General features: G+C 66.9%; 24 protein-coding genes. 16 read left to right on the forward strand and 8 right to left on the reverse strand.

The window, feature by feature from the left end; genetic code table 11:
• The first annotated feature begins 22 nt into the window (after positions 1–22).
• The 4 genes from AC5P9F_RS01925 to AC5P9F_RS01940 all read left to right on the forward strand — a co-directional run bounded on the left by AC5P9F_RS01925 (position 23) and on the right by AC5P9F_RS01940 (position 3,793).
• Complete coding sequence (locus AC5P9F_RS01925) at positions 23–799, forward strand: enoyl-CoA hydratase/isomerase family protein (RefSeq protein ID WP_012479449.1); 777 nt, start codon at positions 23–25, stop codon at positions 797–799.
• A gap of 141 nt (positions 800–940) precedes the next feature.
• A complete protein-coding gene (gene tesB / locus AC5P9F_RS01930) occupies positions 941–1,849 on the forward strand; it encodes an acyl-CoA thioesterase II (protein WP_005412623.1) in 909 nt (302 codons plus the stop codon).
• A gap of 4 nt (positions 1,850–1,853) precedes the next feature.
• Complete coding sequence (locus tag AC5P9F_RS01935; RefSeq protein WP_049404707.1) at positions 1,854–2,366, forward strand: pathogenicity-like protein; 513 nt, start codon at positions 1,854–1,856, stop codon at positions 2,364–2,366.
• 209 nt (positions 2,367–2,575) lie between these two features.
• On the forward strand, positions 2,576–3,793 hold the full coding sequence (locus AC5P9F_RS01940; protein WP_308680208.1) for an RNA polymerase sigma factor: 1,218 nt from the start codon (positions 2,576–2,578) through the stop codon (positions 3,791–3,793).
• A 51-nt stretch (positions 3,794–3,844) separates the two neighbouring features.
• Here AC5P9F_RS01940 and AC5P9F_RS01945 read toward each other — a convergent pair whose 3' ends face one another.
• On the reverse strand, positions 3,845–4,405 hold the full coding sequence (locus AC5P9F_RS01945; RefSeq protein ID WP_005412620.1) for an EF-hand domain-containing protein: 561 nt from the start codon (positions 4,403–4,405) through the stop codon (positions 3,845–3,847).
• A gap of 156 nt (positions 4,406–4,561) precedes the next feature.
• On the opposite strand from AC5P9F_RS01945, the gene AC5P9F_RS01950 reads away from it, so the two are divergent.
• Entirely contained in the window at positions 4,562–5,317 is a 756-nt protein-coding gene (locus AC5P9F_RS01950; RefSeq protein ID WP_049395530.1) for an arginyltransferase, read from the forward strand.
• Between the two features lie 38 nt (positions 5,318–5,355).
• Positions 5,356–6,570: an endonuclease/exonuclease/phosphatase family protein gene (locus AC5P9F_RS01955; RefSeq protein ID WP_099524479.1), complete on the forward strand. Its 1,215-nt coding sequence runs from the start codon at positions 5,356–5,358 to the stop codon at positions 6,568–6,570.
• Between the two features lie 72 nt (positions 6,571–6,642).
• Here the strand turns inward: AC5P9F_RS01955 and purT are convergent, their stop codons facing one another.
• Positions 6,643–7,830 (reverse strand): formate-dependent phosphoribosylglycinamide formyltransferase, encoded by a 1,188-nt coding sequence (gene purT, locus AC5P9F_RS01960; protein ID WP_043034130.1) that lies wholly within the window; start codon positions 7,828–7,830, stop codon positions 6,643–6,645.
• Between the two features lie 137 nt (positions 7,831–7,967).
• Here purT and AC5P9F_RS01965 point away from each other — a divergent pair, with 137 nt between their 5' ends.
• From AC5P9F_RS01965 to AC5P9F_RS01985, 5 genes are read left to right on the forward strand one after another with little or no spacing between them, the layout of a single operon-like run.
• Complete coding sequence (locus AC5P9F_RS01965; RefSeq protein ID WP_005408544.1) at positions 7,968–8,849, forward strand: SPFH domain-containing protein; 882 nt, start codon at positions 7,968–7,970, stop codon at positions 8,847–8,849.
• 46 nt (positions 8,850–8,895) lie between these two features.
• Positions 8,896–9,075 carry a type II toxin-antitoxin system antitoxin gene (locus AC5P9F_RS01970; RefSeq protein ID WP_049404701.1) on the forward strand — a complete coding sequence of 60 codons (180 nt, stop codon included), beginning with the start codon at positions 8,896–8,898 and terminating at the stop codon, positions 9,073–9,075.
• Entirely contained in the window at positions 9,072–9,251 is a 180-nt protein-coding gene (locus AC5P9F_RS01975) for a DUF4177 domain-containing protein (RefSeq protein ID WP_005408542.1), read from the forward strand. Before AC5P9F_RS01970 ends, AC5P9F_RS01975 begins: the two co-directional genes overlap by 4 nt.
• 3 nt (positions 9,252–9,254) lie before the next feature.
• Entirely contained in the window at positions 9,255–9,848 is a 594-nt protein-coding gene (locus AC5P9F_RS01980) for a PH domain-containing protein (protein WP_274850105.1), read from the forward strand.
• A 9-nt stretch (positions 9,849–9,857) separates the two neighbouring features.
• Positions 9,858–10,667: a M15 family metallopeptidase gene (locus AC5P9F_RS01985; RefSeq protein WP_044569655.1), complete on the forward strand. Its 810-nt coding sequence runs from the start codon at positions 9,858–9,860 to the stop codon at positions 10,665–10,667.
• A gap of 394 nt (positions 10,668–11,061) precedes the next feature.
• Here AC5P9F_RS01985 and AC5P9F_RS01990 read toward each other — a convergent pair whose 3' ends face one another.
• From AC5P9F_RS01990 to AC5P9F_RS02005, 4 genes are all read right to left on the reverse strand, one after another.
• Positions 11,062–11,433, reverse strand: coding sequence for a DUF423 domain-containing protein (locus AC5P9F_RS01990; protein WP_005408539.1), 372 nt, complete (start codon positions 11,431–11,433; stop codon positions 11,062–11,064).
• Between the two features lie 103 nt (positions 11,434–11,536).
• Complete coding sequence (locus tag AC5P9F_RS01995) at positions 11,537–12,610, reverse strand: polyketide cyclase (RefSeq protein ID WP_005408538.1); 1,074 nt, start codon at positions 12,608–12,610, stop codon at positions 11,537–11,539.
• 234 nt (positions 12,611–12,844) lie between these two features.
• Entirely contained in the window at positions 12,845–13,486 is a 642-nt protein-coding gene (locus AC5P9F_RS02000) for a response regulator (RefSeq protein WP_005408537.1), read from the reverse strand.
• On the reverse strand, positions 13,486–14,682 hold the full coding sequence (locus tag AC5P9F_RS02005) for a sensor histidine kinase (RefSeq protein WP_005408536.1): 1,197 nt from the start codon (positions 14,680–14,682) through the stop codon (positions 13,486–13,488). The genes AC5P9F_RS02000 and AC5P9F_RS02005 overlap by 1 nt, the downstream gene beginning before the upstream one ends.
• Before the next feature lie 150 nt (positions 14,683–14,832).
• Here AC5P9F_RS02005 and AC5P9F_RS02010 point away from each other — a divergent pair, with 150 nt between their 5' ends.
• From AC5P9F_RS02010 to AC5P9F_RS02030, 5 genes are read left to right on the forward strand one after another with little or no spacing between them, the layout of a single operon-like run.
• The gene (locus AC5P9F_RS02010) at positions 14,833–15,429 is read left to right on the forward strand and encodes a GNAT family N-acetyltransferase (protein ID WP_005408535.1); all 597 of its coding nucleotides are present in this window, start codon (positions 14,833–14,835) and stop codon (positions 15,427–15,429) included.
• Positions 15,375–16,220 (forward strand): septum site-determining protein MinC, encoded by an 846-nt coding sequence (gene minC, locus AC5P9F_RS02015; RefSeq protein ID WP_043034132.1) that lies wholly within the window; start codon positions 15,375–15,377, stop codon positions 16,218–16,220. The genes AC5P9F_RS02010 and minC overlap by 55 nt, the downstream gene beginning before the upstream one ends.
• Before the next feature lie 37 nt (positions 16,221–16,257).
• The gene (gene minD, locus AC5P9F_RS02020; RefSeq protein WP_005408533.1) at positions 16,258–17,067 is read left to right on the forward strand and encodes a septum site-determining protein MinD; all 810 of its coding nucleotides are present in this window, start codon (positions 16,258–16,260) and stop codon (positions 17,065–17,067) included.
• Between the two features lie 2 nt (positions 17,068–17,069).
• Positions 17,070–17,330, forward strand: coding sequence for a cell division topological specificity factor MinE (gene minE, locus AC5P9F_RS02025; RefSeq protein ID WP_005408532.1), 261 nt, complete (start codon positions 17,070–17,072; stop codon positions 17,328–17,330).
• A gap of 46 nt (positions 17,331–17,376) precedes the next feature.
• The gene (locus AC5P9F_RS02030; protein ID WP_044569652.1) at positions 17,377–17,856 is read left to right on the forward strand and encodes a hypothetical protein; all 480 of its coding nucleotides are present in this window, start codon (positions 17,377–17,379) and stop codon (positions 17,854–17,856) included.
• A gap of 226 nt (positions 17,857–18,082) precedes the next feature.
• Here AC5P9F_RS02030 and AC5P9F_RS02035 read toward each other — a convergent pair whose 3' ends face one another.
• Positions 18,083–19,312, reverse strand: a complete 1,230-nt coding sequence (locus tag AC5P9F_RS02035) for a DUF819 family protein (RefSeq protein ID WP_005408530.1) — start codon at positions 19,310–19,312, stop codon at positions 18,083–18,085.
• A gap of 141 nt (positions 19,313–19,453) precedes the next feature.
• Complete coding sequence (locus AC5P9F_RS02040) at positions 19,454–21,532, reverse strand: alpha/beta hydrolase family protein (protein ID WP_043034135.1); 2,079 nt, start codon at positions 21,530–21,532, stop codon at positions 19,454–19,456.
• Between the last annotated feature and the right edge of the window lie 8 nt (positions 21,533–21,540).

Genomic DNA, 21,540 nt, shown 5'->3' on the forward strand with positions numbered 1-21,540 from the left:
TTCTTCGCAACGAGACCGCAGCATGACGACGCTCATCGAGGTGATCAACCATGGCCCCATCCGCGAACTGCGCCTGGCACGGCCGCCGGTCAACGCACTGGACACCGAACTGTGCCGGCAGTTGATCCATGCCATCGAGCTGGCCATGGCCGAAGACGCGCATGGCATCGTGCTGTCGGGCAGCGAGCGCGTCTTCACCGGCGGCATGGACGTGCCGCACCTGCTCTCGCATGGCGATGACAAGCACAAGTTGTTGGACACCTGGAACGCCTTCTTTGGCGCCGTGCGCACGTTGGCCGAGAGCCGCATTCCGGTGGTCGCGGCGATCACCGGCCACGCCCCGGCGGGTGGCTGCGTGCTGGCCCTGTGCTGCGACTACCGGGTGATGGCGCGCAGCGCCGATCCGTCGCGGCCGTATGCCATCGGCCTGAACGAGGTGCAGGTCGGCCTGATTGCGCCGGAGGGCATCCAGCGCCTGCTGCGCCGTGCGGTGGGCGTGCACCGCGCCGGTGTGCTGCTGACCACCGGTTCGCTGGTGCCGGCCGAACAGGCGCTGCAGATCGGCCTGGTGGATGAGCTGGCCGAGGGAGACCTGGTGGTGGCACGCGCCATCGCTTGGCTGCAGAACCTGCTCAAGCAGCCGCGCCAGCCGATGCTGCTGACCCGCGCGATTGCCCGTGCCGACCTGCATGAGGCGCTGCACCCGGACCTGATCCAGCTGGACCGCTTCGTCGAGGCCTGGTTCGCCCCGGACGCACAGAACGCCCTGCAGGCACTGGTAGCCCGGCTGGGCAAGTAAACGGTAGTGCCGGGCGCTGGCCGGCAACCAGGCAATCCTTCCGGGACGCCTGTGGCTGCCGGCCAGCGGCCGGCACTACCGATGATGGGCTGGCCTGCACCGGTATAATCGGGGCCTCTTCACTGCTGTGGCCGCCCCCCCTTGAACGACACGCCCGAACCCGTCGTCTCCGAGCTGATCGACCTGCTCACGCTGGAGCGTCTGGAGGACAACCTGTTCCGCGGGCAGAGCCGCGACATCGGCACCAAGTACGTGTTCGGCGGGCAAGTGCTGGGCCAGGCGCTGGCCGCAGCGCAGGCCACGGTCGACAATGGCCGCCACGTGCACTCACTGCACGCCTATTTCCTGCGCGCCGGCAACATCGACCACCCGATCGTCTACGACGTGGACCGTACCCGCGACGGCGGCAGCTTCTCGGTGCGCCGGGTCACCGCGATCCAGCACGGCAAGGTGATCTTCTTCTGCGCGGCCTCGTTCCAGCAGGCCGAGACCGGCGCCGAGCACCAGCACAAGATGCCCGAAGTGCCACAGCCGGAAGACATCGAGCCGAATCGTCCGCTGCCGGCGGAAGTGCTCGAACGCCTGCCGATCAAGGTGCAGCGCTGGCTGTCGCGCGGTGGCCCGTTCGAGTTCCGCCACGTGTACCCGCGCGACGAACTGAACCCACCCAAGCGCCCGCCCTACCACCAGGTGTGGCTGCGCCTGAGCGAACCGGTGGGCGATGCGCCGGAGCTGCACCAGGCGCTGCTGGCTTACGCCTCCGACTTCCACCTGCTGGGCACGGCGACCTTCCCGCACGGTATCAGCTACTACCACCCGCACGTGCAGATGGCCTCGCTCGACCACGCGATCTGGTTCCACCGCCCGTTCCGCGCCGACGACTGGCTGCTGTATTCGCTGGACAGCCCCAGCGCGCAGGATTCGCGCGGCCTGGCCCGCGGCCAGTTCTTCACCCGCAATGGCGTGCTGGTGGCCAGCACCGCGCAGGAAGGCCTGATCCGCGTCGTTCCCGACCAGGCCGCGGCCGCTGCCGTGCCAGCCAAGGAGTAACCCCATGCGCCAGATCTTCAGCAGCCAGCGCGTGGAAACCGTCGAAGGCGTGGCCGAGCTCCTGCGCGAGCATGGCATCGACGTCAAGGTGACCAACGGGCGCTCGTACAAGACCCGCCGCCGCGGTCAGTTCAGCTATACCGACCTGGGCAACGCCAACGCCTATCCGGCGGTGTGGATCGTACGCGCCGACGACCAGCCGCGCGCGCGTGAAATCCTGCGCGAGGCGCGCCTGCTCGACACCACCCGTCGCGACCACCCGACCGCCGAGTTCGCCTTCCGCGACGCGCCGGAACCGGGCAGCGGCGGCCGCAGCTGGGCCTGGCGCATCCGCATCGCCCTGCTGGTGGTGATCGCCGGCGTGGCGTTGGTGATCGGCCTGCGCCATCGTGGTGCCCCGGCACCGGTCGCACCGGCCCCTGCCCCGCAGGCCCAGCCGCAGCAGGCACAGCCGGCACCGCAGGCCGCGCCGGAAGAGGAAGAAGAAGTCCGGGTCCGCATCCAGCCCTCAAAATGACGCACGGGTAGTGCCGGCCGCTGGCCGGCAGCCGCAAAAAAGGGGACGGAGGGGATTAAGTCGTATGTGCCTCAAACGACTTAATCCCCTCCGTCCCCTTTTTTGTCATGAGGATGCCGGCCAGCGGCCGGCACTACCGCAAAGAAAGTCGGTCACATTGGGCGCGCGGCTCCGTCATGGGACACAATCCCAGCAGGAGAGCCGCCGCCATGACGACGTTCGCCGCATCGATCGACCAGACCCTGGAACGCGAACTGCCGGCCGCCGCCAGCGGTTGCCAGCACGCCTATGGCCGTATCGTGCTGGCCTGCCAGAACACGGTCACCGCCATCGCGCTGGCCATCACCCGCGACCGCCAGGCCAGCGAGGACATCGCCCAGGAAGCCTTCGTCAAGGGCTGGCAGCAGCTGCACCAGCTGCGCAGCGCGACCAGCTTCCTGCCCTGGCTGCGGCAGATCACCCGCAACCTGGCCCGCGACTGGCTGCGTGCACAACGTGGCCGGCCGCTGACCGGCGAGGCGGCCGAGGTAGCGATGGGCATGGCCGCCGACCCGGCCCCGGGCGCGGCCGACCGCCTGCAGCGGGTGGAAGAAGAGATCGCCGCCGAGGACATCATTTCAGCGTTGCCGGCCGACAGCCGCGAAGTCCTGCTGCTGTACTACCGCGAAGGGCAGCGCTCGCAACAGGTCGCCGATCTGCTCGGGCTCAGCGATGCGGCCGTGCGCAAGCGCCTGTCACGTGCACGTGCCCTGGTGCGCGACGGCCTGCTGCAGCGCTTCGGTGAGTTCGCGCGCAGCAGCGCGCCGAGCGCCGCATTCGCCACGGCGGTGGCTTCGATGGTACTGGTGGCCGCGCCCGGCACGGCCAGCGCAGCGATCCTGCTCGGCACCGGTGTCGGCGTGGGCGGCAGCAAGCTGGGCCTGGGCGGCGTCAGTGCCGCAGGCGGGGCTGCCATGGGTTCACTGACGGCCGCCGCCAGCCAGCTGCACCTGATTCCCGCCAGCGACTGGGCCACCGTTGCCGGTGGCGTCGTCGGCGGCATCATCGGCAGCTATCTGGGTGGCCGCTTCCTGCTGCGCTTCGCAGACACCCAGCAGGAACGAACAGCAGTGCGGCGCTTCGTGCACCTCAATACGTTCACCGCGATGGTCGTCTGCACCAGCCTGCTGATCTCGCAGATGCTGCAGGTGCCAATCTGGCTGCAACTTGCGATTCTCGTCATCGGCCTGGGTACGGTGAACTACCAGTGCCTGGTGCCGCTGCAGCGCGTGATGGCACCCATGATCGCGCGCGATTCAGCGCGGCGCGGCCGCAGCGGAACCAACTGGAAATATGAATCCGTGTACGGGCGCACCGGCATCATCGGGGCGAACGTATTCGTGATCGGCCTGGTGGTATATGCGCTGATGCGCAACGGAAACGTGTAACGGACAACGCCGGCAGTACGCCGGCGTTGTCATCAATCACTGCATTGAACCTCAGCGCTGCGGCTTCGGCGCAGCGCCATCACGCGGACCGCCATGGCGCGGGCCACCGTGCATCGGGCCCTTGGCAGCGTCGAACTCGGCCTTGCTCAGCTGGCCATCCTTGTTGGTGTCGGCGGCAGCGAACCAGGCATCACGATGCTGCTTCATGCGCAGCTCGCGGTCGGCCTTGTCCAGGTAGCCGTCCTTGTTCAGATCAAGCTGGTCGAAGCGCGCGGCCAGGCGCGGATCGGCCTTGGCTTCCTCGCGGCTGATGCGGCCGTCCTTGTTGACGTCCAGCTTGGCCCAGCGCTCACCGCCGTGGCCACGTCGCCCATGCTGCCAGCGCGGCAGCTCATCGCGCGAGAGCTTGCCGTCCTTGTTCTTGTCCAGCTCGTCGAACTTCGCGGCCAGGCGCGGGTTGGCGGCGGCCTCGCTGCGGTCGATGACGCCGTCGCCGTTGGTGTCCAGCCTGGCCGGGCGCGGCGCGGGCGTGGTCGGGGTGTCGGCCGCCAGCGCGATACCGGAAGCGGAGGTGCCCAGCAGCAGGGCCAGCAGCAGGGGGGTACGGATCATGAGGTCACTCCTGGGGATGGGAACAGCGTCGGGGTGATCACTTCACCCTCGGGAGACAACAACGCCCGGGCGCGACGTCGGTTGACGCTACTGCCGATTCCATTCATCCGCCGGACAGTCGCCGCCACTGCGACAACCTGGGGCTATGCTGTGCCCATGGCGATACATGGCGACAGAGACGACGAACTGCGACTTTTCCAGACCGGCGAGCACCCCTGCGGGTACTGGTCGGACCGGGTAGCACGCGACCTGGTGCTGGACCCGAACGACCGCCGCCTCGGCGCGCTCTATCCACTGGCACTGAGCTGGGGCTTCCGCCGCAGTGGCGACCTGGTCTACCGGCCGCACTGCGCGCACTGCCAGGCCTGCGTCGCAGTGCGGATCCCGGTGGCACGCTTCGCTCCGGACCGCAGCCAACGCCGCTGCGCCGCCCGCAATGCCGACCTGGAGGTGCGGATCACCGCCGCCACCGCCCGCGACGACCTGTTCGCGCTGTACCACCGCTACCTCACCCACCGTCACGCCAATGGCGGCATGGACGATCACGGCCCGCACGAGTTCGAGCAGTTCCTGATCGGCAGCTGGTCGCACACACGCTTCATGGAAATGCGCCTGCCCGGCGACGACGGCCAGCCCAGCCAGCTGCTGGGGGTGGCGGTGACCGACGTCACCGAGCACGGCCTGTCGGCGGTCTACACCTTCTTCGACCCGGACCACGCCGCGCGCGGGCTGGGCACCTTCGCAATCCTGCAGCAGATCGAATGGGCGCGCCGCGAGGGGCTGCCGCACGTGTATCTGGGCTACTGGATCCGCGGCCACCAGAAGATGGACTACAAACGTCGCTTCCATCCGCTGGAAGCCTACGATGGCCGCCGCTGGCACGATTTCGACAATGATCTGGACGGGCGCTGACAAACCGCTGACACCGGGCCGGGTGCACAATACGGCCCATGAACATGACCCGCCGCCATCCCCTGATCCTCGCCCTGGCCCTGCTCTGCGGCGCCACCGCCCCTGCCTTCGCCACGTCCCCCGCGATGACCGAAAAGCCGTCCGCAGCGCTGCGCCTGGCCACCTACAACACCTCGCTGTACTCCGACGACGCCGGTGGCCTGATCAAGGAACTGGAAGGCGACAGCGAGCACGCGCGCAAGATCGCCGCGGTGCTGCAGCAGGTGCGCCCGGACCTGGTGCTGCTGAACGAATTCGATTTCGACGACGCCCATCGCGCCGCCGACCTGTTCCAGAAGCGCTACCTGGAAGTGGCCCAGCCCGGCGGCGACAAGCCGCTGCACTTCGCCTACCGCTACCTGGCACCGGTCAACACCGGCGTGCCCAGCGGGCTGGACCTGGACAACAACGGCGTGGTCGGTGGCGAAGGCCGCAGCCGCGGCAACGATGCATGGGGCTACGGCCTGCACCCGGGCCAGTACGGCATGCTGGTGCTGTCGCGCTACCCGATCGATGAAGCCAAGGTGCGCAGCTTCCAGCTGCTGAAGTGGAGCGCGATGCCCGGTGCGATCCGCCCGGTCGATCCGCGTACCGGCAAGAGCTTCTACAACGACCACGTGTGGTCGCAGCTGCGCCTGTCGTCGAAGTCGCATTGGGACGTGCCGGTGAAGACCCCGGCCGGCGTGGTGCATGCGCTGGTCTCGCATCCGACCCCGCCGGTGTTCGACGGTCCGGAGAAGCGCAACGCGGCGCGCAACCACGACGAACTGCGCCTGTGGCAGGAATACCTGTCCAAGGGTGACAAGCCGTGGCTGTGCGACGACAAGGGCCAGTGCGGCGGCCTGGCGCAGGACGCGCGCTTCGTGATCCTCGGCGACCTCAACAACGACCCGGTCGACGGCGACGGTCGCCATGAGGCGATCGTCGAGCTGATCGAGAACGCCCGCGTGCTGCGCTACCCCACCCCGCGCAGCGTCGGCGGCGAGCAGACCAGCCTGGCCTATGCGGCCAAGGGCATCGAGCGCAAGGGCGCACCGTTCCACGCCACCGGCGATTTCGGCCCGAAGTCCGGCACCATGCGCCTGGACTACGTGCTGCCCTCGACCGGTTTCGAATACGTCGGCAGCGGTATCTTCTGGCCGGCCAATGAAAGCCCGGAAGCGAAGATCGCCGACGGCAGCGACCATCATCTGGTGTGGGTGGACGTGCGGTAGAGCAGCGTACCGACCAACGGTCGGTACCCACCGGGTTTCGGTAGGCGACGACCGTTGGTCGTCGCTCCTTTTTCAGGGGCGCAGTTCGACGCCGATGGCGTCGGCGGCATCACGCGCGATGGCGCGTGCTTCGTCGATGGTTTCCGCGCGCGCCAGGGTCACGCCCACGCGGCGGTGGCCATGCACGCTCGGCTTGCCGAACAGGCGCACGGCGGTGTCCGGCACCTGCAGCGCGGCGGCGACGTTGTTGAAGTACGGCACGCCCTCGCCGTGGGCCAGCAGCGCGCACGATGCCGACGGGCCGCTCTGGCGGATCACCGGAATCGGCAGGCCAAGGATGGCGCGCGCATGCAGCGCGAATTCGCTCAGTTCCTGCGATACCAGCGTCACCAGGCCGGTGTCGTGCGGGCGCGGCGACACTTCGCTGAACCACACCTCATCACCCTTCACGAACAGCTCGACGCCGAACAGGCCCCAGCCGCCAAGGTCATCGGTGATCGCGCGCGAAATCTCTTCGGCACGCGCCAGTGCCGCGCTCGACATCGGCTGCGGCTGCCAGCTTTCGCGATAATCACCATCCTTCTGCAGATGGCCGATCGGCGCGCAGAACGAGGTGCCGCCGGCATGGCGCACGGTCAGCAGGGTGATCTCGTAATCGAAATCGATGAAGCCTTCGACGATGCAGCGGCCGGCACCGGCACGGCCACCGGTCTGCGCGTACTCCCAGGCGGGTGCGATGTCCGCCTCGCTGCGCAGGGTGCTCTGGCCCTTGCCCGAGGACGACATCACCGGCTTGACCACGCACGGCAGGCCGATGGCGGCCACGGCAGCACGGTATTCGGCCTCGGTATCGACGAAGCGGTACGGCGAGGTCGGCAGGCCCAGGGTCTCGGCGGCGAGGCGGCGGATGCCTTCGCGGTCCATGGTCAGGCGCGCAGCGCGCGCGGTCGGGATCACCCGCAGGCCCTGTTCCTGTTCCAGCTGGACCAGGGTTTCGGTGTGGATGGCCTCGATCTCCGGCACCACCAGGTGCGGCCGCTCCTGGGCGATCAGCGCACGCAGGGCCATCGCGTCGAGCATGTCGATCACGTGCGAGCGGTGCGCGACCTGCATGGCCGGCGCATCGGCATAGCGATCGGCGGCGATCACCTCCACGCCCAGCCGCTGCAGCTCGATGGCCACCTCCTTGCCGAGTTCGCCCGAGCCCAGCAGCAGCACACGGGTGGCGGAGGGGGACAACGGAGTTCCAAGCTTGGCCATGGCGATTCCAGCAGCGATGTGAAGGCGGGTGGGCATTCTAGCTGGCCGACCGCCCCGGCCACGGCATCCGACGAACGGTAGCCGACAAGTGATATCACTTTGATATCTTCATTCCGAACCCTCAAGGACGTACCGCCATGAAAGAGAAGTCGCTGTCTTCCCTCAACGGCCTCGGCACGCTGGCCGGCGCCCTGCTCGTCGCCCTCGCTGGCGCCGCCCTGTTCGTACTGGGAGTGGCAGCCAAGGCCAGTGCCGGCTCGCCCAACCTGCTGCTGATGCTGCTGGGCGCCCTGCTGGTGGCGCTGGGCGTGTTCATCCTGGCCGGCCTGTACACCATCCAGCCCAACCAGGCCGCCGTGCTGAGCCTGTTCGGCAAGTACGTGGGCACGGTCAAGGACAACGGCCTGCGCTGGAACAACCCCTTCTATGCCAAGCGCCGGGTCAGCCAGCGCGTGCGCAACTTCGAGAGCGGCAAGCTGAAGGTCAACGAGCTGGACGGCAGCCCGATCGAGATCGCTGCGGTGATCGTCTGGCAGGTGGTCGATGCCTCCGAGGCGGTCTACAACGTGGACGACTACGAGAGCTTCGTGCACATCCAGTCGGAATCGGCGTTGCGCGCGATGGCCACCAGCTATCCCTACGACCAGCACGAGGATGGCCAGCTGGCCCTGCGCAGCCACGCCAGCGAGATTTCCCAGCACCTGAAGAACGAGCTGGCCGAGCGTCTGGCCGACGCCGGCGTGCAGGTGATCGACGCACGCATCAGCCACCTGGCCTACGCCGCTGAAATTGCCCAGGCCATGCTGCAGCGTCAGCAGGCCAACGCGGTGATCGCCGCGCGCACGCGCATCGTGGCCGGTGCAGTCGGCATGGTCGAAATGGCCTTGGCCGAACTGCAGAAGAATGGCGTGGTTGAACTGGACGAGGAACGCAAGGCGCACATGGTCAGCAACCTGCTGACCGTGCTGTGCTCGGACCGCGGCACCCAACCGATCGTCAACGCCGGTTCGCTTTACTGAGCCATCCTCGCAACGGGGCGCCCCCACCGCCCCGCCAGGAGTTTTCATGAGTGAGAAGAAAGCCTATCCGCTGCGCATCAATGCCGAGGTCCTGGCAGCGGCACAGCGCTGGGCTGACGACGAGCTGCGCAGCCTCAACGCGCAGATCGAATACGTACTGCGCGACGCCTTGCGCAAGGCAGGACGCCTGCCGAGACCCAAGCCATCGCCGGAGGACAAGGAGTGAGCAAGCGCTGGAGCTACCAGACCATCGAGGTCAAGACGTCCATGATGGGTGTACTCAAGCCCGAGGACGTGCAGGCCGAACTCAGCCGCCAGGGCCAACTGGGCTGGGAACTGGTCAACATCATCATCCCGGCGCCGATGCGCCCGGCGATGCTGGTGTTCAAGAAGGAGGCCTGAACCATGGGCGGCAGCGACCCGAAACCCTTTGACGTGGCCGAGAGCTCGCCGCTGCGCGTGCTCTGGATCGTGCTGCCGCTGCTGGCTGCCTTCGTGGCCTGCCTGTATGCGCAGCTGTACAAGGCACCGGCGAGCGCACCCTGGATCGAAGTAACGCTGTCGCCGCCCTGGTTCCGGATGGGCGGCAGTGCGGCATGGAGCCTGCTGGTGATTGCCCTGCTGGGCATTGGACTGGGCACGGCCTTCTTCCGCCGCCGGGTGGAACTGGCCGGCGATGTGCTGGACGTGCGTTCAACGATGTACCGGCGGCGGGTGCCGGTGGCGCAGTTGCGGCTGGACCAGGCCGAGGTGGTCGACCTGCAGCGTGACCGCCGCTACGGCATCCGTGTCAAAACCAATGGCTATTCAATGCCGGGCTTCTACTCGGGCCACTTTCGCCTGCAGGGAGGCGGCAAGGGCTTCGCCCTGGTCACCGACCGTGCGCGTGTGCTCGCCCTGCCGGTCAGTGATGGCAGCACGCTGCTGCTCAGTGTGGACCGGCCGCAGTCGCTGCTCGATGCGCTGCGCAAGGTGGCCGCGTCGGCGCCACGGCAGTAAGCTGCGGCGATGCAACGACGCGCGCCCCTGCTGATCAATACCGAGGCCATCGAGCTGTGGCCCGCCCACCTGTTGCGCGCACGCAGCAACCTGGATGCACGCCTGCTGTCGCAGGCGCAGTGGGTGCTGCGGCGCAAGCGTGATGGCCGCTATCTGGCGGTGGTACTGGCGCAGGGTGTGCACGCCATGGTGCCGCGCCTGCCGCGCGAACCCGGGGTCGAGGAAGCACTGGCACTGCTGGATGCCGCGGCTGCACGGCCCTTCGGCGCCGGACTGGAAGATCAGTGGCTGCCGCTGGCCGGGTTGCAGCAGCGCCTGCAGCAGCTTGGCCTGGATGCACAGCGCTATGCCGACGACAGCGGCCTGCCGCTGGAATCCGAGCCGTGCCTGCTGCACTTCGCCGGTCGCGACCGCTTTGCACGCCCATTGTGGCTGCGCCGTGGCGCCGCGCAGGGCTGGCGACGGATGCGACTGCACGCGGCACAGGATGGAATTGCGCTGGATGCCATCTCCGGCTTCCGCAGCCATGCCTACCAGTTGGGCATCTTCGAACGGAAGCTGGCGCGCGGCTTGAGCGTGGCCGAGATCCTGAAGGTGAATGCCGCACCGGGTTTCAGCGAACACCACAGCGGCCACGCGCTGGACATCGGCACACCGGGCGACGCGCCGGCTGAAGAATCGTTCGAAGCCACCAACGCGTTCGCGTGGCTGCAGGCGCATGCCGGCGGGCACGGCTTCCATCTGAGTTACCCGCGCGAAAACCCGCACGGCATCGTCTACGAACCGTGGCACTGGTGCTGGAGGCCGGCCAACGGCTGAGCCCCTCGTGGCGGCCGCAGGGCGAAATTCATGGAGCTGTCCGGGCGGATTCCGCGCGCGCCCACCACGAGATGGAACAAGAAGGCAAAGACAGAAGCCGGTCGCTTCGCTCGAAGCCTCTACAACGGATCAGCGCGCGGCTGTTGGGTCCGCCTTCAAGCGAGCCGAGCACCGCAGGTCCGGCGAGGGCGAAGAGGTGCGGGTGTCTGAGCGCAGCGAGTTCCCGCACCGCCCCTCGACGGGCCGAGGAGCGCAGGGGACCGGTGCGCAGCACCGGCTCGCGGCCGGCGGCGCGTTTCTTTTGGTTACTTTTCTTTTCGCGCGAAAAGAAGAGTAACGCCCATGGACGGCGCAGATCGCATCAGCATGGATCGAAGAAACAACCTCGACTCAGTCACCGCCTCAACGCATTGATCGCCAGCAACACCCACCCGGCCATCATGCTGGTGCCCCCGATCGGCGCCATCCGCGTCGGCCACTGCCACAAGGCACCGCCCACCAGGCTGCCGGAAAACAGCAACACGCCCAGCAGCAGCACGTACAGCGCCAGGTGCGCGGTCGCCCCCTGCGCACGCGGGCCAAGCGCCACCAGCACCGCGCCATGCGCGAACGCATACAGTGCCGCCATGTTCAGGTGCTGCTGCGCCAGCGGGTCAGCCACACCGTGCGATGCGTAGGCGGACAGGCCGATCGAGGCCGCCGCCAGCAGCGCACCAAGGCAGGCCAGCAGGGAAGGCTTACGTGCGCGACGTTCCAGGTTGAACATGGGGGCTCCTTGCACAGCACCCTTTCCGGGCGCCAGATGAAAAAAAACGCGCCGCAATGAGCGGCGCGTTTTCGTGTCCAACACTACATGGGTCAGCCGAGGCTTACTTGACGGCCCAGTAAATGTCGTAGGTACCTTCCGGGGTGAACGACTTGTCGATGCCATCCTTCCAGGTTTCGTACGGACGGTCGATCACTTCGTTGCCGGAGGTCACAGCCCAGGCGCGCAGGCCGTTGCGGGCAACGTCCAGACCCGCCATGTGGCCGGTGTAGGCCGCATGTGCCGAGCGGTGCGGAGCCACGTGCACGTACTTCACCGGAGCGCCACCGTCGATCTTGACGGTCAGGGCTTCAGCGGTGGCACCTTCAGCACCCTTCTTCTTCACCGGCTGGGCGATGTCGAAGGCGTACTTCTCCTGGCCGAAGTCGGTGGTGATGATGCGGAACGGACCGGCGGCTTCAAGGCCATTGGCCTCCATCACGCGCTTGATCCACTCCTGGTTGTCCTTGATGGACTTGGTGATCGTGTCCTGACCGCGGTCCACGTTACCGGCGTTGACGACCAGCAGATCCTCAGCCGGCACATCGACGATGGCCAGATCGGTCAGCGGGGCTTCCGGCGTGCGGTAGTCGACGTTCGGGACGGTAGCCAGCATGTTGGCCATGCGCGACAGGCCCATCTTGATGTCGTCGCCGATCTGGCGGCTGACATACAGGCCTGCATAACGGCCGAACAGGTCGAAGCCGTACTTCACCGAGTAGTCCTGGGTGATCTTCACGTTGCGGCCACCCTTGCCGGTCGGCTCCAGGGTGAAGGTGGTGACCTTGTCGTGACCCTTGGTGGCGTCTTCGATGGCGATCGCAACGCGCTTGTTCTCTTCGGCGTCGGTGATCTTCCAGGAGCCGGTGCCCAGGTCCTTGGAGGTGAAGTCCAGGGTGGCACCCTTGCCGGAGGCCGGGCCGGACAGCTTCAGTTCAACGGCGGGATCGCGCAGTACCAGCGGGTTCCAGTCCTTGAAGCGGCGCAGGCTGCTGACCGTGTCGTACACGATCGTCATCTTGCGGTTGGTCTCGATGCTTTCGGTGATGTGACGCTCGCCCGGCAGACATACGCCAATGATGACGAACAGGCCAGCCACGATCCCCAAGGCGATCAGGAACTCGATAATACGGGTCATTCAGAGAGTCTCCGGGGCCGATCCCACGGCCGGGTTGATTGAAGCGAAGCGCCAATCCTAGCAGGCTTCGCGGGCATTGTTTATCGGGATTGGCGCACCGGTTTCCCTGCCGGCTGCGTATTTGTATGGACAAAGAATTCGAAGGGTAACGCATACCGCTGCCCGGCAAGTAGGGGGGCACCTTGGCCGGAACCCCCTGCCACCACCCAAGTCTTTGTACCGAAACGATTTTCCTCAGACCAGCTGGAGTTCGAACGCCTTCAGTACCGCGCGCGTACGGTCGCGCACACCCAGCTTGGAGAGGATGTTGGACACGTGGTTCTTGATGGTGCCCTCGGCCACGCCCAGCGAGTTGGCGATCTCCTTGTTGGAGAAGCCGCTGGCCATCAGCCGCAGGATCTCGGTCTCGCGGTCGGTCAGCGGGTCCGGGCGGTCCAGGCTGACGAACTCGTTGCGCATGTGCTCCAGGCCCGACAACAGGCGCTGGGTCACCGCCGGCTGTACCAGCGAACCACCCTCGGCCACGGTACGGATGGCACCGACCAGCTGTGCCAGGGTCACATCCTTGAGCAGGTAACCCTTGGCACCGGCCTTGAGGCCAGCCAGCACCAGCTGATCGTCATCGAAGGTGGTGAGGATGATGGTCGGCGGCAGCTGTTCCTGCCGCGACAGCACCTGCAGCGCTTCCAGTCCGGACATCACCGGCATGCGCATGTCCATCAGGACCACGTCGGGGCGCACCTGCGGGATCAGCTCGACCGCCTGCCGGCCATCGCCGGCCTCGGCCACCACCTCGATGCCATCGTCGAGCGCCAGCAGGGAGCGGATTCCCTGCCGCACCAGGGTTTGGTCATCGACCAGGCAGACGCGAATCATCAACGTACTCCTTCAGGAACCTTGGTAAGGGCGGCCACCAGCACCGTTGCCGGCACCGTTGCCCGCAGGCGGAAGCCTTCACCGGGACGGGTCTCGATCTGCAGCTGGCCACCACATTGTTGCAGGCGCTCGCGCATGCCGCGCAAGCCATTGCCCACATTGACCATGTCCGCGCCGACACCGTCGTCGCGGGCCTCCACCACCACCCGGTCCGGGGCTTCACGGTACACCTTGATCCACAGGTGGCGCGCACCGGCGTGGCGCACGGCGTTGGTGATGATCTCCTGCGTGCAGCGCAGCAGGACGTGGGCCCGCTGGGGGTCCTCCACGTTCAGCGGATCCTCGATCTCCAGCTGGATGTCCAGCGAGGGCACGTTCTCGGTCAGCGGGCGCAGCGCCGCGGCCAGGTCGATCGCGCCGGTCTCGCGCAGCTGGCTGACCACCTCGCGCACGTTGCCCAGCAGCAGTTTGGCCAAGGTGTGGGAGCGCTTCACGTGCTCCAGCGCCTGCCCTTCGGCCAGGTGCCCGGCCACTTCCAGGTTCAGGGTCAGCGCGGTCAGCTGGTGGCCCAGCAGGTCATGCAGCTCGCGCGAGATGCGGGTGCGCTCATTGACGCGGGCACTCTCGGCAAGCAAGGCGCGGGTGGCACGCAGCTCTGAATTGAGCCGGCGCTGTTCGTCGCGCGCCTCGGTCTGCTGCCGGGCAACCAGGCTGGTCACGAAGATGAACATGGAAAAGCCGCCGTACAGCAGCGACTGCATCACCGCTTCGAACAACGGGAAGCGCAGCAGCAAGTAGTAGACCGGGGCCACCGCCAGTTGGCTGACCAGCAGCCACAGCACGCCCAGCCGCACCGACAGCATCCACGGGATGACCCCGGCGGCCACCATCATCAGGATGCTGCCCAAGCCCGAGCCGCTGAGGAAGCTGACGCCCAGCGCCGAAATCGTCAGCAGCAGCAGCAGGCCGCGGTCCAGCCAGCTGGTGGGGCTGTCGCTGCGCAGGATGCGGGTCAGCCAGTAATAGGAGGTGCCGAAGGACAGGTAAGCGACGAACAGCAGGACCGCCCAGCCGCCCATGTCACCGCGGCTGTGCAGGTTCTCGAACTGCGAGTACGCCAGGGGCAGACCGACCATGACCCAGGTGAACAGGCCGGCCAGGCGAAGGACGCGGGTATGGCTGAGGACTCCCAACATGCCAGCACTCTACGGGCCCGGCCTGCACATCGCACCCCACGGAAGTCATGCCTGCCCGGTCGCCTGTTCATGCCGCAGCCCACCCCGGGCATGCAATAATCGTGCGCAGGGTCCCTTGATGGACCAACCGCGTTACCCCACGGAGTCACAATGTCGATTGTCATCCGCGACGTGCGCGAGCACGAGCTCGATTCCGTCCTGGCTTTGAACAACAACGCTGGCCTGGCCATCCTTCCCCTGGATGCGGCCCGCCTGCGCCTGTTCTATGAAACCGCTGAGTATTTCCGCGTCGCCGAGCGCGACGGCAACCTGGCCGGCTTCCTGATCGGCTTCGGCAGCGACAGCCAGCACGACAGCAGCAACTTCGCCTGGTTCAAGCAGCAGCTGGACACCCCCTTCTTCTACATCGACCGCATCGTGGTCGCCAGCCGCCGCCGCGGCGGTGGCGTCGGCCGTGCGTTCTATGCCGACGCGCAGAGCTTTGCCGAGCTGCGCTACCCGCAGATGACCTGCGAAGTCTTCCTCGACCACGGCGCCGATGCCGCCCTGCTCTTCCACGGCAGCTTCGGCTTCCGCGAGCTGGGCCAGAACACCATGGCCCAGGTCGATGTGCGTGCCAGCATGCTGGCCAAGGAACTGTGCAGCTACCCGTGGGTCCAGGAGACCTACGGCGGCAAGCTGCCGGATGTGGCATGGACACGCGCCCGGCAGCTGCCGGCGCAGGCACAGCGGCCGACGGGGACCTGAGCGTGGCGGTGAATTTCGATTACGAACAGGCCGGTGAACTGAAGATCGGCCAGGTGGGCATCGCCAACCTTCGCATCCGTACCCTTGATGTCGAACGCCTCGTGCAGGAAATGCGCGAGCGCGTGACCCGTGCGCCGAAGCTGTTCGGCCGCGCGGCGGTGATCCTCGATTTCGGCGGCCTGAGCCAGGTTCCGGACGTGGCCACCGCGCAGGCGCTGGTCGATGGCCTGCGCAGCGCTGGCGTGCTGCCGGTGGCGCTGGCCTATGGCACCAGCGCGGTCGACCTGCTCTCGCAGCAGCTTGGCCTGCCGCTGCTGGCCAAGTTCCGCGCCCAGTACGAACGTGCCGAGGCCGAAGCGGCTCCGCCGCCGCCCGCACCGGAACCGCGCCGCGCCGCGCGCGCCGAACCGAAGCCAGCCCCGGCCGCACCGGTGGCCAAGATCGCCGATGCAGCCGCGCCGCAGCCAGGCCGCATGCAGCTGGGCAACGTGCGTTCGGGCCAGCAGCTGTACGCGGAGAACTGCGACCTGACCGTGATGGCCACCGTCGGCGCCGGCGCCGAGGTCATCGCCGATGGCAGCATCCATATCTACGGCACCCTGCGCGGCCGCGCGCTGGCAGGGGCCCAGGGCAACACCGCGGCACGCATCTTCTGCCGTGATTTCCATGCGGAACTGGTGGCCATTGCAGGCCACTACAAGGTACTGGACGATGTTCCGGACAACCTGCGCGGCAAGGCCGTGCAGGTGTGGCTGGAACAGGACCAGATCAAGATCGCTGCGCTGGACTGACGCAGCCCCAAACTAATGCAGAACCAGGAGAAGTCCTTTGGCTGAAATCATCGTAGTCACCTCCGGCAAGGGCGGCGTGGGCAAGACCACTTCCAGCGCGAGCCTGGCCTGTGGCCTGGCGCGGCGCGGCAAGAAGGTGGCGGTGATCGACTTCGACGTCGGCCTGCGCAACCTCGACCTGATCATGGGGTGCGAACGCCGCGTGGTGTACGACTTCGTCAACGTCGTGCATGGCGAAGCCACCCTCAAGCAGGCCCTGATCAAGGACAAGCGCTTCGACAACCTGTATGTGTTGGCCGCCTCGCAGACCCGCGACAAGGACGCACTGACCCAGGAAGGCGTGGGCAAGGTCCTGAAGGACCTGGCCGCCGATGGCTTCGATTACATCATCTGCGACTCGCCGGCCGGCATCGAGAAGGGAGCGTTCCTGGCGATGTACTTCGCCGACCGCGCCGTGGTGGTGGTGAACCCGGAAGTGTCCTCGGTGCGCGACTCCGACCGCATCATCGGCCTGCTGGACTCGAAGACCCACAAGGCCGAATCCGGCCAGAACGTGCCTGCCTTCCTGCTGCTGACCCGCTACACCCCGCTGCGCGTGGAAACCGGCGAGATGCTCAGCATCGCCGACGTCGAGGAAGTGCTGGGGCTGAAGGCCATCGGCGTGATCCCCGAATCGGGCGACGTGCTCAATGCGTCCAACAAGGGCGAACCGGTGATCCTGGATGTCGAATCCGCTGCCGGCCAGGCGTATGACGACGCCGTCGCGCGCATCCTCGGCGAAGATCGCCCGATGCGCTTCACCAGCGTCGAGAAGAAGGGCTTCTTCAGCAAGCTGTTCGGAGGGTAAGCATGGGCCTGTTCGATTTCCTCAAAGCGAAGAAGACCACCGCCGAAACCGCAAAGAACCGCCTGCAGATCATCATCGCGCAGGAACGCAGCCACCGCGGTGGCCCGGACTACCTGCCGCTGCTGCAGCGCGAGCTGCTGGAAGTGATCAAGAAGTACGTGAACATCGACGTCGATGCGGTGAAGGTCGACCTGGTGAAGGATGGCCAGCACGATGTGCTGGACATCTCCGTGGCGCTGCCTGAAGGCCCGGACAAACCCTGATGCCCCGCCCCGCCCGTGCCTGCATGGGCGGGGCCGCGTGACCTGCATGACCGATACGACAACCGCCGTGGACATCACCTGCGTGGGCGACATCGCCTTCGCCGACGCGCAATGCCTGCTCGCCGCGCATGGCCTTCGCCTGCACCACGTGGCCGCAGGCGAACCGATTCCCGGCAGCTACTGGGGCGAGCCCGAGGCGGGCATCATCGCCAGCAATGTCTATGTGCGCGATGACACCCCGGTGCATTCGATGCTGCATGAAGCCTGCCACCTGATCGTATTGCCGCCGGAGCGGCGCGCGCAGGTGCACACCGACGCCACCGATTCGGTGGCGGAGGAAGATGCCACCTGCTACCTGCAGATCGTGCTGGCCGGGCGTTTGCCTGGTGTCGGCAGTGCGCGGTTGATGGCCGATATGGATGCCTGGGGGTACACGTATCGGCTGGGGTCGACACAGGCGTGGTTTGAGCAGGACGCCGAAGACGCGAAGGCGTGGCTGGTCGAACGCGGGTTGCCGGTGGCGTAAGGCCGCGGGCGCGGTTGGCCACGGGCGCGTGGCAACGCGCCGGACCTTGCGGCGCCCCTCTTTTCACTCGGCGCGGTTCGAGCAGGACGCCGAAGACGCGAAGGCGTGGTTGATCGAGCGCGGGTTGCCGGTGGCGTAACGCATCGGTAGTGCCGGCCGCTGGCCGGCAACCTCATGAACCCGTGAAGCATTACCTGGTTGCCGGCCAGCGGCCGGCACTACCCCATCAGCCCTGCCCTGCCAGCGCGCGCAGGGTGATGCCGACGATGTAAGCCAGGTACGTGCCGGTGGCGTAGCCCATCGTGCCCAGCAGCACGCCCACCGGCGCCAGTGCCGGATGGAACGCCGCGGCCACCACCGGCGCCGAGGCCGGTCCACCGATGTTCGACTGCGAACCGATGGCGAAATAGAAGAACGGCACCTTCAGCAGCTTGCCCAGGCACCACAGCAGCACGATGTGCACGGCAATCCAGATCAGGCCGAGCAGGAACAGCCACGGGCGGTCCAGCAGCGCCAGCAGATCCATCTGCATGCCGATGCAGGCGATCAGGAAGTACAGCAGCAGCGAGCCCAGGCGCGATGCGCCCGCGCCTTCCAGCGTGCGCGCACGGGTGAAGCTCAGGCTCAGGCCCAGCGTGGTCGACAGCACCACCACCCACACGAACGGCGCGTCCAGGCTGAACTGCGAGGCCCAGCTGACGTTGGCCTTGAACCAGGCTGCGAGCGGCGCGCCGATGGCGTGCGAGAGGCCCACGCCGCCGAAGGCCACCGCCACGATCAGCATCAGGTCGGTGAGGCTGGGAATGCGCTCGTGTTCGGCCTGGAAGCGCGCGATGCGCTCCTTCAGTTCATCGATGGCCGAAGTATCGGCGCCACTGCGCGCGTCGATCTTCGCTGCCCGCCCCGCCAGGAAGATCAGTGCCGCCATCCACACGTAGCCGACACCGACATCGACCACCGCGAACTGGCCGAACGTGGTCGCATTGACGTCGAATACTTCGCGCATTGCCAGCATGTTGGCACCGCCACCGATCCAGCTGCCTGCCAATGCGGCCATGCCGGCCCAGGTGTCACCGGCCACGGTTTCCGGATGCAGCGCGCGCATCGCCAGGAACGCCACTACCGCACCGAGCATGATGCTGGCCGAGGCGCCCAGGTACATCAGCACCAGCTTCGGGCCCAGCCGCAGGATGCCCTTGATGTCCACCGCCAGGGTCAGCAGGATCAGCGCTGCCGGCAGCAGGATGTCGCGTGCGATCGGGTTGTAGAGCTTGGTGTTCTGCCCATCGATCAGGCCGACGGTGTTGTAGATGCCGGGAATCAGGTAGCACAGCAGCAGCGCCGGCACGAACGTGTAGAAGCGCTTCCACAGGCCCTGCTCGCGCGAGGCGGTCCAGAACACGGCGCCAAGGGTGGCGGCGATCAAACCGAAGACGACGATGTCGTTCTGGATCATGCAGGTGCTCTGGGTAGAGCCGGCCGCTGGCCGGCTGCTGTTGGCGGCGGATCATGAAGGTGTGCCGACCAACGGTCGGCCCCCACCGGTAAAGCAGATGGCGAAACAAAAGCGCCGCCCCGAAGGGCGGCGCTGCAGTCATCAGTTGCCGATGTGCTGCTTCAGCCAGGCATTGACGGTGTCATGCCACAGGATGCTGTTGTTCGGCTTCAGCACCCAGTGGTTTTCATCCGGGAAGTACAGGAACTTCGATTCGATGCCTTGGCGCTGGGCAGCGGTGAACGCGGCCAGGCCCTGCTCGACCGGAATGCGGAAGTCCTGCTGGCCGTGGATGACCAGGATCGGCTTCTTCCAGTCCGCCACGTGGTTGACCGGGTTGAACTTTTCGTAGTTCGCGGCCTTCTGGTACGGCGTGCCGCCCTGCTCCCACTCGGTGAACCACAGCTCTTCGGTGGCGTAGCCCATCATGCGCTGGTCGAACACGCCGTCGTGGTTGACCAGGCACTTGAACGGGCTGTTCCAGTTGCCGGCGATCCAGTTGACCATGAAGCCGCCGTAGCTGGCGCCCAGCGCACAGGCCTTGTCACCGTTGAGGAAGGAGTACTTCTTCAGCGCCGCGTCCCAGCCCTTCTGCAGGTCTTCCAGCGGGCGGTCGCCCCAGTGCTGGCTGATCGCATCGGTGAAGGCCTGGCCGTAGCCGGTGGAACCGTGGAAGTCGATCATCACCACGGCGTAGCCCTGGCCCGCGTAGGTCTGCGGATTCCAACGGTAGCTCCAGCCATTGCCGAAGCTGCCCTGCGGGCCACCGTGGATCAGGAACGCGACCGGGTAGGACTTGCCTTCCTGGTAGTTGTGCGGCTTGACCACATAGCCATGCACGGTGTCGTTGTTCCAGCCCTTGAACTCGAACTGCTCGTAGTCGCCGAAGCTGACGTCCTTCAGCACCTCACCAGCGGCCGGGGTCAGCGCGCGCAGTTCGCCGATGGCCTCGCCCGCAGCCGGCAGCAGGCCGACCAGCACCTGGTCGTTGCTCTTCAGGCTGTTGCGGGTGATCGCCACGCTGTTGCCGGCCACATCCACCGAGGTCACGCTGCCGTCGCCGATCAGCTTGGTGGCCTTGCCGCTGGCCACGTCGATCTGGAACAGCGGGTGTTCGCCAAGGTCATCGGCCGTGGTGTAGATGCTGGCACCATCGGCGGACAGGGTGATGCCGCCCGCCGAGCGATCCCACTGCGGCGCGATTTCGCGGGTCTTGCCGCTGGCCAGGTCCATCGCCATCAGGCCGAAGCGGTCGGCCTCGAAGCCCGGGCGCTTCATCGCACGGTAGAACAGGGTCTTGCCGTCGGCGCTGAACACCGGGCCGGCATCCCAGGCCGGGTTGGAGGCGGTCAGGTTGACTGGCGCCTGCTTGCCGGCGGCGTCGAAGCGGTACAGGTCGAAGTTGGTCGACCACGGCTCCTGCTTGCCGGCCACGCGGATGCTGGCCACCACGCTGGCGCCGTCCGGCGACCACGCGAAGTCATCATTGCCGCCGAACGGCTTGGACGGCGCATCACCATCGATGGTCGCGCTCAGCGCCGACGCGCCCTTGACCGCACCGGCCTTGGCCGTCGGCAGCGGAGCGACGAACAGGGTGTTGCGGCGACCGTCGTTCCAGGTGTCCCAGTGGCGCACGAACAGCGAATCCCACACCTGGCCGCTGGCCTTGGCGTCCTTCTTTTCCTTCAGCTTCTTCTCGGTGCAGGCCAGGTCCGAGGCACAGTCCTGGAACACGCCGGCGCTGAACAGCACGCGGTCGTCCTGCGGCGACACGTGGTAGCTGTCCACGTCGACCGGGAAATCGGTCAGCTGGCGCGGAGCACCGCCGCTGATCGGCTGCGCGTACAGCTGCTGGCTGCCGTTCCTGGCACTGAGGAAATACACGGTCTGGCCATCGGCCGACAGCGAAGCGGAATTGACGTTCCAGCCGGCCGGGGTGATCTGCTTCGGCGGCGCCGCATCGCGGGTACGCAGGTTGCGCGCGAACAGCGCGGTGGAGGCCTTCAGGTTGGCATCGACGCTGCGCTTGGCGAACACCACGGTGCCACCGTCAGCGGTCAGCACCGGCGCGGAGACGCGGTCCATGGCCACCATGTCGCGGACTTCCAGGCCACGGGCAGCGGCGACGCTGGGCAGGGCGGCCAGCAGGCTCAGTGGCAGCAGGGCATGACGCAGTTTCATCGGGGTCT

The sequence above is a fragment of the Stenotrophomonas sp. YJH_SMC_4 genome, from assembly GCF_059371575.1.